Raw genomic sequence first — 13469 nt, forward strand, 5'->3', positions numbered from 1 at the left:
CCTCGTCGACGGGCACGGCAACTTCGGCTCCCTCGACGACGGCCCGGCCGCGGCCCGCTACACCGAGGCCCGCCTCGCCCCGGCCGCCACGGCCATGACCGAGCACCTCGGCGAGGACGTCGTCGACTTCGTCCCGAACTACGACAACTCGCACGACCAGCCCGAGGTCCTCCCCTCCGCGTTCCCGAACCTGCTGGTCAACGGGGCCAGCGGCATCGCCGTCGGCATGGCGACGAACATGGCGCCCCACAACCTCGTGGAGGTGATCGGGGCGGCCCGGCACCTGATCGCCCATCCCGACGCGTCCCTGGACGACCTGATGTCGTTCGTCCCGGGACCGGACTTCCCGAGCGGTGGCACGATCGTCGGCCTCGCCGGCGTGCGCGACGCCTACGCGACCGGCCGGGGCGGCTTCAAGACCCGCGCGCGCGTCTCGGTCGAGAGCATCACCGCGCGCAAGTCCGGCCTGGTCGTCACCGAGCTGCCCTACCTCGTCGGCGCCGAGAAGGTCATCGACAAGATCAAGGACGGCGTCCAGAACAAGAAGCTCAGCGGCATCTCGGACGTCACCGACCTGACGGACCGGGACAACGGCCTCCGGCTCGTCATCGGGATCAAGACCGGCTTCAGCCCGGAGGCCGTCCTCGAGCAGCTCTACCGCTACACGCCCCTCGAGGACGCGTTCTCGATCAACAACGTCGCGCTGGTCGACGGCGGCCCGCGCACCCTCGGCCTGAAGGAGCTGCTGCAGGTCTACATCGGCCACCGGGTGCAGGTCGTCACCCGGCGGACCCGCTACCGACTGCGCAAGCGCCAGGAGCGGCTGCACCTGGTCGAGGGCCTGCTCATCGCGATCCTCGACATCGACGAGGTCATCCAGCTGATCCGCGGGAGCGACGACACCGCGGCGGCGCGGGCCCGGCTGATCGAGGTCTTCGACCTCAGCACCCTGCAGGCCGACTACATCCTCGAGCTCCAGCTCCGCCGCCTCACGAAGTTCTCGCGCATCGAGCTCGAGACCGAGCGCGACACCCTCCTCGCCGAGATCGCCGAGCTCGAGGCCCTCCTCGCCAGCCGATCACGGATCGACGAGCTGGTCTCGGACGAGCTCGACGAGGTCGCCCAGCGCCTCGGGACCCCGCGGCGCACCCTGCTCACCGAGGCGCGTCCCTCCGTCGCCACCACCGGGCGGAAGGCCGCCGCGGTGCTCGAGATCGCGGACGTGCCCTGCCGGGTGCTGCTGAGCACCACCGGCCGCATGGTGCGGGTCGACCGCGACCCCGAGGCCGCTCCCCACCCCGAGCGCGCCACGCGCCGCTCGAAGCACGACGCCGTCCTCAGCGTGCTCGACACGACCAGTCGGACGGAGATCGGCGCGGTCACCAGCGCCGGTCGGCTCCTCCGCTTCTCGCCGGTCGACGTGCCCGCCGTCCCCTCCTCCTCGGTGCAGCTGGGCGCGGGCGTGCGCATGAGCGACTACCTCCCGCACCTGGCGAAGGACGAGCGGGTGCTCGCGCTCGTCGCCCTCGACGACGAGCGGCCGATCGCGCTCGGCACCCAGCAGGGCGTCGTCAAGCGCGTCGCGCCGGGCGAGCTGCCCAACCGCCCGGACATCGAGCTCATCGCCCTGAAGCCGAAGGACGCCGTCGTGGGCGCGGCTCCGTCTGCGGAGGAGGACGAGCTGGTCTTCGTCACCGGCGAGGCCCAGCTGCTGCGCTTCTCCGCGTCCGCCGTCCGCCCTCAGGGCAGGACGGCCGCGGGGATGGCCGGGGTCAAGCTGGCCGAGACCGACGACGTCGTGCACTTCGCCGTCGTCGCCGCCGAGGACCGGGACGAGGCCGTCGTCGCGACGGTCGCCGTCGACAGCTGGGCCCTCTCGGGGACCGACACCGGCAGTGCGAAGGTCTCGCCGTTCTCGGAGTTCCCCGCCAAGGGCAGGGCCACCGGCGGAGTCCGTGCGCAGCGCTTCCTCAAGGGTGAGACCGCCCTCGGAGTGGCGTGGGTCGGCCCCGGTCCCGCGCACGCGCTCGAGGCTGACGGCTCGGTCGCCGCGCTGCCCGACTCCGGGATGAAGCGCGACGGCTCCGGCGTGGCGCTCGCGGCGCCGATCGCGACGATCGGAGCGGCGCCCGAGGTGTTCTGAGCCCCGCGGCTCAGACGTCGATGCGGTCCCGTGACAGCGACTCGGACCCGCGGACGATGAACTCCTTGCGGGGTGCCACGTCGTTGCCCATCAGCAGCTCGAACACCCGGCCGGCGTTCTCGGCGTCGGCGACCCGCACCCGGCGGAGGGTGCGGCGGGAGCGGTCCATGGTCGTCGTGGCCAGCTGGTCCGCGTCCATCTCGCCGAGCCCCTTGTAGCGCTGGATCGGGTCCTGGTAGCGGCGGCCCGCCTTGCCAAGGGCCGCGAGGACGCTCTGCAGCTCCTTCTCCGAGTAGGTGTAGATCGTCTCGTTCGGCTTCTTCCCCGCGTTCATCACCACGAGCCGGTGCAGCGGAGGCACGGCGGCGAAGACGCGCCCCGCCTCGACGAGCGGCCGCATGTAGCGGAAGAAGAGCGTGAGCAGCAGGGTGCGGATGTGGGCGCCGTCGACGTCGGCGTCGCTCATCAGGATGATCTTCCCGTAGCGGGCGGCCGAGAGGTCGAAGGAGCGGCCGGAGCCGGCTCCGATCACCTGGATCATCGAGGCGCACTCGGCGTTCGAGAGCATGTCGGCGATGCTCGCCTTCTGCGTGTTGAGGATCTTCCCCCGGATCGGCAGCAGGGCCTGGTACTCGCTGTTGCGGGCGAGCTTGGCGGTGCCGAGGGCGGAGTCGCCCTCGACGATGAAGAGCTCGCTGTTCTCGACGTCGCTGCTGCGGCAGTCGACCAGCTTCGCCGGAAGGGAGGAGGACTCCAGCGCGTTCTTGCGGCGCTGCGTCTCCTTGTGCGCGCGGGCCGAGATCCGCGACTTCATCTCGGCGACGACCTTCTCGAGGAGCTGGGAGGTCTGCGCCTTGTCCTCGCGGCGCGTCGAGGAGAACACCGCGCCCAGCGTCGAGGCGATGGTGGAGGCGACGATCGCGCGGACGGCGGGCGTGCCCAGCACCTCCTTCGTCTGGCCTTCGAACTGCGGCTCAGGGAGCCGCACGGTCAGCACGGCGCTGAGCCCGGCGAGGACGTCGTCCTTCTCGAGCTTGTCCGAGCCGACCTTGAGGCGGCGGGCGTTCGCCTCCACCTGGGAGCGGAGCAGCTTCAGCAGGCCCTGCTCGAAGCCGGTCTGGTGCGTCCCGCCCTTGGGCGTCGAGATGATGTTCACGAAGCTGCGCATCACCGTCTCGTAGCCGGTGCCCCAGCGCAGGGCGATGTCGACCTCGCAGGTGCGCTCCACCTCGGTGGGCACCATGGCGCCGCCGGGGGTCAGCACCGGCACGGTCTCGGTGAAGGTGCCGGAGCCGGTGAGGCGCAGCACCTCGGTCACGGGAGCGTCGGGGGCGAGGAACTCGACGAACTCCGAGATGCCGCCGTCGTAGCGGAACATCTCGGCGCGGCGCTCATCCGCCCTGTCGTCGACGATGTCGATCGTCAGGCCGGGGACGAGGAACGCGGTCTGCCGGGCGCGCGTCACCAGGTCGTCCGTCTGGAACGAGGCGCCCTTCGTGAAGATCTGGCGGTCGGCCCAGTAGCGCACGCGCGTTCCGGTGACGCCCTTGGCGACCTTCCCGACGACCGTCAGCTCCGACCCGTTCTCGAACGGCGTGAACGGAGCGTCGGGGGTGGGCTCGCCCGCGTCGGCGAAGCGCCCGGGCTCCCCCCGGTGGAACGACATCCGGTAGGTGCGGCCGTTGCGGTCGACCTCGACGTCCAGGCGCTCCGAGAGCGCGTTGACCACGGAGGCGCCGACGCCGTGCAGACCGCCGGACGCCGCGTAGGACCCCGAGCCGAACTTGCCGCCCGCGTGCAGCTTCGTGAACACGACCTCGACTCCGGAGAGCCCCGTCTTCGGCTCGATGTCGACCGGGATCCCGCGCGCGCGGTCGCGCACCTCGACGCTGCCGTCGGCGTGCAGGAGCACGCTGATCTCGGTCCCGTGCCCGGCCAGCGCCTCGTCGACGGAGTTGTCGATGACCTCCCAGAGGCAGTGCATGAGGCCGCGCGAGTCGGTCGATCCGATGTACATGCCGGGCCGCTTCCGGACCGCCTCGAGACCCTCGAGGACGGAGAGGTGACGGGCGTTGTAGTCGGTGGAGGCCATCCGCCCAGTCTACTTTCGGGAACCGCTCCGGCCGCGGTGGCGCGGCGCCCGGCGACAGCACGATGGCCGCTCGGCGCGGGGCCCCTACGCGCAGAGCGAAATGCCGACCGATCGACTCCGTGCGGAAACAATCGCGTGCTTGGATGGGTTCCACTAAGCAGAGATCGAAGACCGAGTGCAGGAGGCCAAGTCATGTCGACCACAGCAACCCAGAACGGCGTGGACGAGCTCGCCGGTGCCCACCAGCTCTCCGCCGCCGACCGCTGCGACAGCTGCGGTGCCCAGGCGTACATCCGAGTGGTCGTGAACAACGGAGAACTGCTGTTCTGCGCACACCACGGGAAGAAGTACCAGGAGAAGCTCTCCAGCATCGCCCAGAGCTGGCACGACGAGTCCGCCCGACTCTTCGAGGAGCAGCGCCCCTAGCGCGTCCCCGATCAGCCCGGACGGCGCGTCAGCGCCCTACAGACCGACACCGAGCCGCTTCGCGATCACTTCGCGAGCGGCTCGTGCCGTTTCATCGACCAGGCGGAGACGCTCGTCCGACGGGGAGTAGGCGTCGCCGAGGGCGCGCCGCAGGATCGCGTCCGCGAGCGACGGGTTCTTCGCGAGGACGGGGCCGTGCAGGTGCGTGCCCAGAAGGCCTCCCACCGCGTAGCCCTCGTGGCCGGCGCCGTCGCCGGTGCCGTGCAGCACTCGCCCGAGCGCGTGCTCGGGCGCGATCCCGGTCATCCGGCGCTCGTGGTTCTCGAATCCGACGAGGACGCCGCCCGGCGTCTCGACGAGGAGGTCGTCGGTCGCGCGCTCGCCCGTGACCGAGTCTCCGGGGAACAGCCCGATCCCCCGGGCTCCGCCCGCGGCCGTGCTGATCGAACCGGCCAGCATCTCCCAGCCGGCTCCGACCGCGACCACCTGGGTGCCCTGGTCGACCCAGGCCCGCAGCGTCGGCGCGATCTCGTGGAGGAGTGCCAGGACGCCCGGGAGGTCCTCGTCCGCTCCCGTCCCGGCGACCAGGACGTCCGGACGGACCTCGGCGTCGGAGGCGGTCACCAGCGGCACCACCTCCGCCTCGACGCCTGACCAGCGCGCCCGAGCCGCGAGGACCCGGGCGTTCGCCGCGTCGCCGTTGCTGTCCAGGACGTCGGGAGCGAGCACGGCGATGCGGAGGGTGGTCACGCGGTCTCCTCGCGGTTGGTGACGAGCTGCAGGTGCGCACGGGTGCGGCGCATCGAATCGGCCGAGAAGACGATGGTCTTCCGGCCGGAGGCGGGGGTCGGCAGAGCGAGGAACGCGTCGAGCGCGCGACCCAGGTCCTCGTCGACGGAGTCGACGCGCACGCCGTCGTAGCGCAGGTGCAGCGCCGCCTCGTGCGCCTTCGACCCCGAGACGACACGGACGTGCCCGAGCACGGAGGTGTCCACGGGCCAGAAGTAGGAGGGGTCTCGGACGTCGGAGCCGATCGCGAGCATGATCTGCTCGGTCCCCTCGGGGATCTCCGCGATGTTCAGGCGGTAGCTCGCCGGGTTCTGAACCAGGACGAACTCGACCTCGTGGCCGCGCACGGTGACGATCTCGCCCCGCCCGAAGACGGGGTCGATGCTCGAGAGCGCGGAGGCGGCGAGGGCCGGGTCGAAGCGCTCGGCGAGCACGGCGCGGGCCGTGGAGACTGCCGCCGCGGCGTCGACCGCGTAGTGGATGCCCCGCGCGGGGAGCCGGACCTCGAGCGGGTCGCCGTCGCTGACGATGCGCGCGGCCGCTCCCGTCGTGCTCTCGACGACGGTGGTGGCACGGTCGGTCCCGGCCTCCGCCTCCGCGGCGTAGCCGAGACCGCCCGACGCGGAGTCGCGGACGGAGGAGGAGACGCCGTACCAGCGGATCCGCTCGTCGGGGAGGGAGGTCGCGACATCGGCGACGTGGCGGTCGTCGGCGTTCAGCACGACGGGACCGGTCGCGCGGGAGGCGATGGTGCCGAGCATCCGGGCGACCATGGCCGGATCGAAGAAGCGGTCGATCTGGTCGACCACCACGTTCGTCAGCAGGACGACGCGGGGGCGCATCCGGGGCGCGAGGCGTGCGCCGTGACCCTCGTCCATCTCGAGGACGGCGATGTCGGCGTCGATCCGTCCGCGGAGGTCCGCCCGCTCCAGGAGCGCGGAGGTCAGCCCCTGGGCGATGTTGGCCGTCGAGGGGTTGGTGAAGACCCGGAGCCCGTGCGCGCGGAGTACCGCGACCAGCATCTTGGTCGTGGTCGACTTGCCCGCCGATCCCGTGACGACCACGAGGCCGTCCCGGAACCCGTCGAGCACCGCGGGCAGGAATCCGGGCGCGACGCGGTTCACCACGAGTCCGGGCACGGCGGATCCCCCGCCGGGCTTCCGGACCCGCGCGGCGAACCGGGCGGCCCTCCCGAGGAGGACCGCCGGCGCGTAGCGGATCACCGGCCTACTCGAGGTAGTCGCGGAGCGACTGCGAGCGGGACGGGTGGCGGAGCTTGGCCATCGTCTTGGACTCGATCTGGCGGATGCGCTCGCGCGTCACGCCGAAGGTGTCGCCGATCTGGTCGAGCGTCTTCGGCATGCCGTCGCCGAGGCCGAAGCGCATGCGGATCACGCCGGCCTCGCGCTCCGAGAGCGAGTCGAGCAGCGACTCCAGCTGCTTCTGCAGCATGGTGAAGCCCACGGCGTCGGCCGGGACGACCGCCTCGGTGTCCTCGATGAGGTCGCCGAACTCGCTGTCGCCGTCCTCGCCCAGGGGCGTGTGCAGCGAGATCGGCTCGCGACCGTACTTCTGCACCTCGATGACCTTCTCGGGGGTCATGTCGAGCTCGCGCGAGAGCTCCTCGGGCGTGGGCTCGCGGCCCAGGTCCTGGAGCATCTGGCGCTGCACGCGGGCCAGCTTGTTGATGACCTCGACCATGTGCACCGGGATGCGGATGGTGCGGGCCTGGTCGGCCATCGCGCGGGTGATCGCCTGGCGGATCCACCACGTGGCGTAGGTCGAGAACTTGAAGCCCTTGGTGTAGTCGAACTTCTCGACCGCACGGATGAGGCCCAGGTTGCCCTCCTGGATGAGGTCGAGGAACTGCATCCCGCGACCGGTGTAGCGCTTCGCGAGGCTGACGACGAGCCGGAGGTTCGCTCCGAGCAGGTGGCTCTTCGCGCGCTGGCCGTCCTTCGCGACCCAGCGCAGCTCGCGGACGAGCTCCGGGCTGAGGTCGGTCGAGTTGGCGAGCTTGTCCTCGGCGAACAGGCCGGCCTCGATGCGCATCGCGAGCTCGACCTCCTCGGCCGCGTTCAGGAGCGCGACCTTGCCGATCTGCTTCAGGTAGTCCTTGACCGGGTCGGCGGTGGCACCGGTGATCGCGGTCGAGTAGACCGGGACCTCGTCGTCCTCTCCGCCGAACGACAGGACGAGCGCACCGCTCGGGAGCGGCTCGGCCGGAGCGGCGACGGCGGCGGCGGCCGGGGCCTCCGGCGTCTCCGCGTCGTCCTTCGCGTCGGTCTCGGTGTCCTCGGCGACGACCTCGGTCTCCTCCTCCTCCGCTCCCTCGTCGGGCTCGACGGCGTCGGTCGACTCCTCTTCGGTGTCGGCGGGAGCGGCGGCCTTGGTCGTGGCGCGCGAGCGGGTCGTCTTGGCCGCGGTGGTCTTGGCCGCCGTGGTCTTCGCCGCGGGCTTGCGCGTCGCGGGCTTCTTGGTGGTCGTCGTCACGTCGTCGTCGACGGCGTCGAGCGTTGCGGTCTTGGTAGCTCTGGTGGCCATGGCGGCACCTCTCCATCCGTTGCGTCCCGGGGGCGGGCGGCGCGGGAGGGCGTCGTCCGTCGGTGGGCATTACGAGGACCCATGTCAAGTCGAGGACGTCGCACGCCCGACGTGGGCCTGGTGCTCCTCGACCCGAACGGGTCCTATTGACAATTATTGCACGTCTGAGTAGTGCAGCCGTGCGGTGCGGTGCGAGTGGGGCTCGATCCGGCGGGATCCGGGCCGTTCCGCTGGGACATCGCGTCTGCAGAAGGGCGGATCGACGGGGACGACCGTCAGCGCCCCGCGCGGACGCGGCGCATCCGGTCACTCAGTGCAACCCAGAGAGGGGCCACGGTTATTCCCTCGTCCTCGGCCAGGCGGCGGCGGGTCCGGCGGCGCGCGACGACGAGTCCGACGACTCCGGCGCCGACCACCACGTACTGCACGCACCACGCCAGGCGGAAGTGCTCGAGCGAGTAGGTCTGCTCCGAGGAGGCGCCGGGACCGGCCAGTGCGTCGAGGATCAGGCCGATCGCGAACATCATCGTGAAGCTGGCCAGGAACCCGCCCACGTTCACGACTCCGTTGGCCGCGCCGAGGCTCCGCGAGGGGTTGAACGTGCGGGCGAAGTCGAACCCGATCATGGAGCCGGGGCCGCCCGCTCCGACGACGATCAGGAGCAGCACCACGAGCCAGTACGGCGGGACGCCGGGCCAGAGCAGCACAACGGTCCAGGCGACCGCCATCGCCGAGACGATCCCGAGCACGAGGTTGCTGCGGCGCATGGGGTGGCGAGCGGTCAGGACGCCGAGCACCGGCCCGACGACGATCCCCGCGATCACGACGATCGTGAGGGTCGGCGCGGCGACGGTCGGCGGCAGGCCGATCGCGTAGACGAGGAAGGGGTAGCCCCAGAGGAGCGTGAAGACCGTGCCGGAGGACTGCGTGACGAAGTGCGACCAGAAGCCGAGCTGCGTCCCCGGCCGGCGCAGGCTCACTCCGAGCTGCGCGATCGTCGCCCGGAGCGTCGGCGGCACCAGGGTGATCGGCTCGGTGCGCGGCGGGACGTCGGCGACCAGGAGGAGCACGCCGAGGAAGGACACGGCCCCGAGGCCGGCGGCGCTGAGGAACGCGGGCTCCCAGCCGAACGTGTGGAGGATCGCCGCGAACGGGAGTGCGGAGAGGATCTGGCCCACCTGGCCGATGTTGCCGATCCACTGTGAGAGCCGCGGCACGATCGGTCCGCTGAACCAGGTGACCGTGAGGCGGATCACGGAGGTGAAGATCGCGGCGTCCCCCGCTCCCAGCAGGATCCGCCCGACGATCGCGACGCCGATGCCCGGCGCGATCGCGACCACGACCTGGCCCGCCATCATCAGTGCCGTGCCCGAGAGGATCAGGGTCCGCGGGCCGAACCGGTCGATGAGGATCCCGACCGGGATCTGCATCCCGGCGTAGACGATCAGCTGGACGACGGCGAGCGACGAGAGGACGGCGGCGGCCACCCCGAACCGTTCCGCGGCGTCCACTCCAGCGACGCCCAGCGTCGTGCGGTCCAGGACCGCGACGAGGTAGGCGAACGCTCCGGCACCGAAGACGAACCAGGCTCGACGATCACGCACTCGTCCGATCCTACGGCCGCTCAGGAGGCGGTGGGCTCCTCGCCCGGGCGGCGGATCGCGAGGAACTTCTCGAGCTCGGCGGCGATCGCGTCGGCGCTGGGCACGAAGCCGTCCTCGTCGGTGAGCGGCGAGCGGAGGCTCGTCCCCTCCATGTAGGTGTCGTGCCGCGCCTCGAGGGCCGAGACCAGCTTCTGCAGCTCGTCGTTGCCGCCGACCTGCTCGTCGACCTTGCCGAGGAACTCCCGCCCGCTCTCGCGCAGGCGGTCCGTCGGGAAGATGAGGCCGGTCGACGCCGAGATGCTCTCGAGCGCCGCGACCGCCGCCTGCGGGTACTCGGTGTCCGACAGGTAGTGCGGGATGAGCAGCGCGAAGCCGACCACGGTCAGACCGCGCTCGTAGAGGCGCAGCTCGAGCAGGTGGAGGACGTTCGAGGGCACCTGCGTGTGCGGCTTCCAGACCGACATCGCCTCGATCAGGTCCTCGCGGTTCCCGCTCACGGTGACGCCGACGGGCCGGGTGTGCGGCACGGGCATCGGGATCGCCTGGACCCACGTGGTCGAGGCGACGTCGAGCCGCTCGAGGAGGGAGACCACCGCGCGGGTGAACCGCTCCCACTGGAAGTCGGGCTCGAAGCCGGTGAGCAGGAGGAACGGCTGGTGCAGCTCGTCGTGCGCGAGCGAGAGCCGGAGCATCGCAGGACGGTAGTCCGTCAGGTGGTCCTGGTCGAACGTGATGATGGGGCGGCGGGCCCGGTAGTCGAGCAGCTGATCCTGGTCGAAGACCGCGACCCCGCGGTGCTCGAGGGTCTCGAAGAGGTACTCCCCCAGCTGCCCCACCGCTCCCCCGGCGTCGGCCGAGCCGGTCAGGCCCGCGACGAGGTGCAGCCCGCGCGGGATCTCGGAGAGGTCGCCCTCGATCTCGAACAGGTCTTCCGGATCCAGCATGCGTCCAGTCTAAACGGGGGTCCCGGCGCCCCGGCCGGGTCCGCTGAGCCCTCAGCGAACAGCGCCTAGCATTGCCGCCATGCCCCTCTCCTCTCTCGAGTACTCGACCGTTCCCGCCTCCGACATCGACACCGACGCCCTCGTCCTCGGCGTCGCCCCGGGACCCGACGGTCCCCGGCTCGTCGGTGCGGAGGGCTTCGAGGAGCTGGCCCCCGCGCTGAGCGCGCTCGGCGCGACCGGCGCGGCCGAGACGCTCGTGCGCGTGCCGTCCTCGGTCCGTGCCGGAGTGATCGTGCTCGTCGGACTCGGCTCGGCGGAGCCCGACGACACCGCGCTGCGGAACGCCGCGGGCTCCGCCGTCCGCCTGCTCGCGGGGTCCGCCTCCGTCGCCCTCTCCCTCCCGGCCGGCTCCGACGGCACGCTCGCCGCGGTCGCCGAGGGCGCCGCGCTCGGCTCCTACTCCTTCACCGCCTTCCGCGGCAGCACCGCCGCCGCGGCGAAGGCGCCCGTCGAGCACGTCGTCCTGCTGGGCGGCGGCGAGTCGGCCGACCCCGCCGTCCTGGACCGGGCGCTCGTGCTCGGCCGCGCGGTCGGCACGGTGAAGGACCTCGTCAACACTCCCCCGTCGCACCTCTACCCGCAGACGCTGGCCGAGGCCGTGCAGACCGGCGCCGAGGGACTGCCGCTCGAGGTCACCGTCTGGGACGAGGAGGCCCTCGCGGAGGAGGGGTTCGGCGGCATCCTCGGAGTCGGCAGCGGCTCCTCCCGCCCGCCCCGCCTCGTGAAGGTCGCCTACGCGCCCGAGGGCGCGAGCACCCACCTCGCCCTGGTCGGCAAGGGCATCACCTTCGACAGCGGCGGACTCTCGCTCAAGCCGCCGGCCTCGATGATCGGGATGAAGACCGACATGGCGGGCGCGGCGACCGTGTACGCCGTCGTGCGCGCCATCGCGGAGCTCGGCCTCCCGCTCCGCGCGACCGCCTGGCTCTGCATCGCCGAGAACCTCCCCTCCGGGACCGCGATCCGCCCGGACGACGTGCTCACCGTGCGCGGCGGGACCACGGTGGAGGTGCTGAACACCGACGCCGAGGGCCGGCTGGTGCTCGCCGACGGCCTCGTCGCCGCCAGCGAGGAGCAGCCCGATGCGATCATCGACGTCGCGACGCTGACCGGCGCCTCCGTGGTCGCCCTCGGCAACCGGACCGTCGGCGCTCTGGGCGACGACGAGCTGGTCTCCCGCGTCCTCGAGGCCGCCCGCACGGCGGGAGAGCCCTTCTGGCAGATGCCCCTCCCCGGGGAGCTGCGACCGCTGCTCAACTCGGACATCGCCGACATCGCGAACGTCAAGCCGGGCAACACCGCCGGCGGCATGCTCCTCGCCGGCCACTTCCTCCGCGAGTTCGTCGGGAAGCGCGGCGAGGGCGAGGACGCGACCACGATCCCGTGGGCGCACCTCGACATCGCCGGCCCCTCGAGCAACGGAGGCGGCGGCTACGGCTTCACCGGAGCCGGCGCCACGGGGGTCTCGGTGCGCGCGCTGATCGCCCTGGCCGAGGGCTTCGCGAGCGCGTAGTAGGGTCGACGGGGCGGGAGATCCCGCCTCGTCCCCCCTCCCGATCCGCTCGGCGCTCAGCGCCGGAGCCGGTCGGCCGGGAAGCGGGACCGCACGTCGCGAGGGAGTCACTGGGTGTCGGAAGAGCGCTACGACCTGGTCGTGCTCGGAGGTGGCAGCGGCGGGTACGCGGCGGCCCTCCGGGCGACGCAGCTCGGGATGAGCGTCGCGCTCGTGGAGCGCGACAAGCTCGGCGGCACCTGCCTGCACCGCGGGTGCGTGCCCACCAAGGCCCTGCTGCACGCCGCCGAGCTGGCGGACGGCGCCCGCGAGGGAGAGAAGTACGGCGTGCTCTCGAGCTTCACCGGGATCGACATGGCGGGCGTCACGCGCTACCGCGAGGGCGTCGTCGCCGGCAAGTACAAGGGGCTCCAGAGCCTCGTGTCCTCGCGCGGCATCACGGTCGTCACGGGCGACGGCCGCCTCACCGCGCCGGGCACCGTGACGGTCGGCGAGCACGTGCTCCACGGCGCGTCGGTCGTCGTCGCCACCGGGTCCGCCTCCCGCACCCTCCCCGGGATCGAGATCGGCGGCCGCATCCTGACGAGCGACCAGGCTCTCGAGCTCGACCACGTGCCCGCGAGCGTCGTCGTCCTCGGCGGCGGAGTGATCGGCGTCGAGTTTGCGAGCGTCTGGCGCTCGTTCGGCGCCGAGGTCACGATCGTCGAGGCCCTCCCCCACCTCGTCCCCAACGAGGACGAGAGCGTCAGCAAGCAGCTGGAGCGCGCCTTCCGCAAGCGGGGCATCGCCTTCCAGCTGGGATCCCGCGTCGCGTCGGTCTCGCAGAGCGAGGGCGGCGTCTCCGTGTCGCTCGAGAGCGGCGCAACGGTGGAGGGCGAGATCCTGCTGGTCGCCGTCGGCCGCGGCCCGGTGACCGCGGGCATCGGCCTCGAGGAGGCCGGGGTCCGCCTCGACCGCGGCTACGTGCTGACCGACGAGCGCCTGCAGACCTCCGTCCCCGGCGTGTACGCCGTGGGCGACATCGTGCCGGGGCTCCAGCTCGCGCACCGGAGCTTCCAGCAGGGGATCTTCGTCGCGGAGGAGATCGCCGGTCTGGGGCCGCAGGTCGTCAGGGACGTCAACGTCCCGAAGGTGACCTACAGCGACCCCGAAGTGGCCTCCGTCGGCCTCGGCGAGGCCCGCGCGATCGCCGAGTACGGCGCCGAGCGCGTCGCCGTGTACGACTACGGCCTCGGCGGCAACGCCCGGAGCACGATCATCGGGACCACCGGCTCCGTGAAGGTCGTGCGCCTGGTCGACGGCCCCGTGGTCGGCGTGCACATGGTCGGAGCCCGCGTCGGCGAGCTGATCGGCG

General features: G+C 71.9%; 10 protein-coding genes. 4 read left to right on the forward strand and 6 right to left on the reverse strand.

Annotation, left to right across the window (positions count from 1 at the left end; genetic code table 11):
• Positions 1–2143: DNA topoisomerase (ATP-hydrolyzing) subunit A (locus C5C82_RS15955; RefSeq protein WP_104355351.1), on the forward strand; the 2143-nt coding region annotated here is incomplete at its 5' end.
• Positions 2144–2153: 10 nt separating this feature from the next.
• Here the strand turns inward: C5C82_RS15955 and C5C82_RS15960 are convergent.
• Entirely contained in the window at positions 2154–4235 is a 2082-nt protein-coding gene (locus C5C82_RS15960; RefSeq protein WP_104225230.1) for a type IIA DNA topoisomerase subunit B, read from the reverse strand.
• Positions 4236–4427: 192 nt separating this feature from the next.
• Between C5C82_RS15960 and C5C82_RS15965 the strand changes: the two genes are divergently transcribed.
• Positions 4428–4661, forward strand: coding sequence for a hypothetical protein (locus C5C82_RS15965; RefSeq protein WP_068212876.1), 234 nt, complete (start codon positions 4428–4430; stop codon positions 4659–4661).
• 36 nt (positions 4662–4697) lie between these two features.
• Here the strand turns inward: C5C82_RS15965 and C5C82_RS15970 are convergent, their stop codons facing one another.
• The 5 genes from C5C82_RS15970 to C5C82_RS15990 form a co-directional block, all read right to left on the reverse strand.
• Positions 4698–5411: a type 1 glutamine amidotransferase gene (locus C5C82_RS15970; RefSeq protein WP_146083601.1), complete on the reverse strand. Its 714-nt coding sequence runs from the start codon at positions 5409–5411 to the stop codon at positions 4698–4700.
• A complete protein-coding gene (locus C5C82_RS15975; protein ID WP_104355352.1) occupies positions 5408–6673 on the reverse strand; it encodes a Mur ligase family protein in 1266 nt (421 codons plus the stop codon). Before C5C82_RS15975 ends, C5C82_RS15970 begins: the two co-directional genes overlap by 4 nt.
• Positions 6674–6677: 4 nt before the next feature.
• Positions 6678–7994, reverse strand: coding sequence for an RNA polymerase sigma factor (locus C5C82_RS15980; protein WP_104355353.1), 1317 nt, complete (start codon positions 7992–7994; stop codon positions 6678–6680).
• 275 nt (positions 7995–8269) lie between these two features.
• Complete coding sequence (locus C5C82_RS15985) at positions 8270–9598, reverse strand: nitrate/nitrite transporter (RefSeq protein ID WP_104355354.1); 1329 nt, start codon at positions 9596–9598, stop codon at positions 8270–8272.
• A gap of 20 nt (positions 9599–9618) precedes the next feature.
• A complete protein-coding gene (locus C5C82_RS15990; RefSeq protein WP_104225227.1) occupies positions 9619–10542 on the reverse strand; it encodes a proteasome assembly chaperone family protein in 924 nt (307 codons plus the stop codon).
• Between the two features lie 79 nt (positions 10543–10621).
• On the opposite strand from C5C82_RS15990, the gene C5C82_RS15995 reads away from it, so the two are divergent.
• Together C5C82_RS15995 and C5C82_RS16000 are read left to right on the forward strand one after the other, a co-directional pair.
• The gene (locus tag C5C82_RS15995; protein WP_104355355.1) at positions 10622–12115 is read left to right on the forward strand and encodes a leucyl aminopeptidase; all 1494 of its coding nucleotides are present in this window, start codon (positions 10622–10624) and stop codon (positions 12113–12115) included.
• A gap of 114 nt (positions 12116–12229) precedes the next feature.
• The coding region (locus C5C82_RS16000) for a dihydrolipoyl dehydrogenase (protein ID WP_104355356.1) at positions 12230–13469 on the forward strand (1240 nt) is incomplete at its 3' end.

This window comes from Rathayibacter sp. AY1D5 (assembly GCF_002932515.1).
GTDB lineage: Bacteria > Actinomycetota > Actinomycetes > Actinomycetales > Microbacteriaceae > Rathayibacter.

What these genes read in the sequence shown, in the direction of transcription:
- C5C82_RS15960 (WP_104225230.1), bottom strand. Translation starts at nt 4,235, where the DNA reads ATGGCCTCCACCGACTACAACGCCCGTCACCTCTCCGTCCTCGAGGGT.
- C5C82_RS15965 (WP_068212876.1), top strand. Translation starts at nt 4,428, where the DNA reads ATGTCGACCACAGCAACCCAGAACGGCGTGGACGAGCTCGCCGGTGCC.
- C5C82_RS15980 (WP_104355353.1), bottom strand. Translation starts at nt 7,994, where the DNA reads ATGGCCACCAGAGCTACCAAGACCGCAACGCTCGACGCCGTCGACGAC.
- C5C82_RS15990 (WP_104225227.1), bottom strand. Translation starts at nt 10,542, where the DNA reads ATGCTGGATCCGGAAGACCTGTTCGAGATCGAGGGCGACCTCTCCGAG.
- C5C82_RS15995 (WP_104355355.1), top strand. Translation starts at nt 10,622, where the DNA reads ATGCCCCTCTCCTCTCTCGAGTACTCGACCGTTCCCGCCTCCGACATC.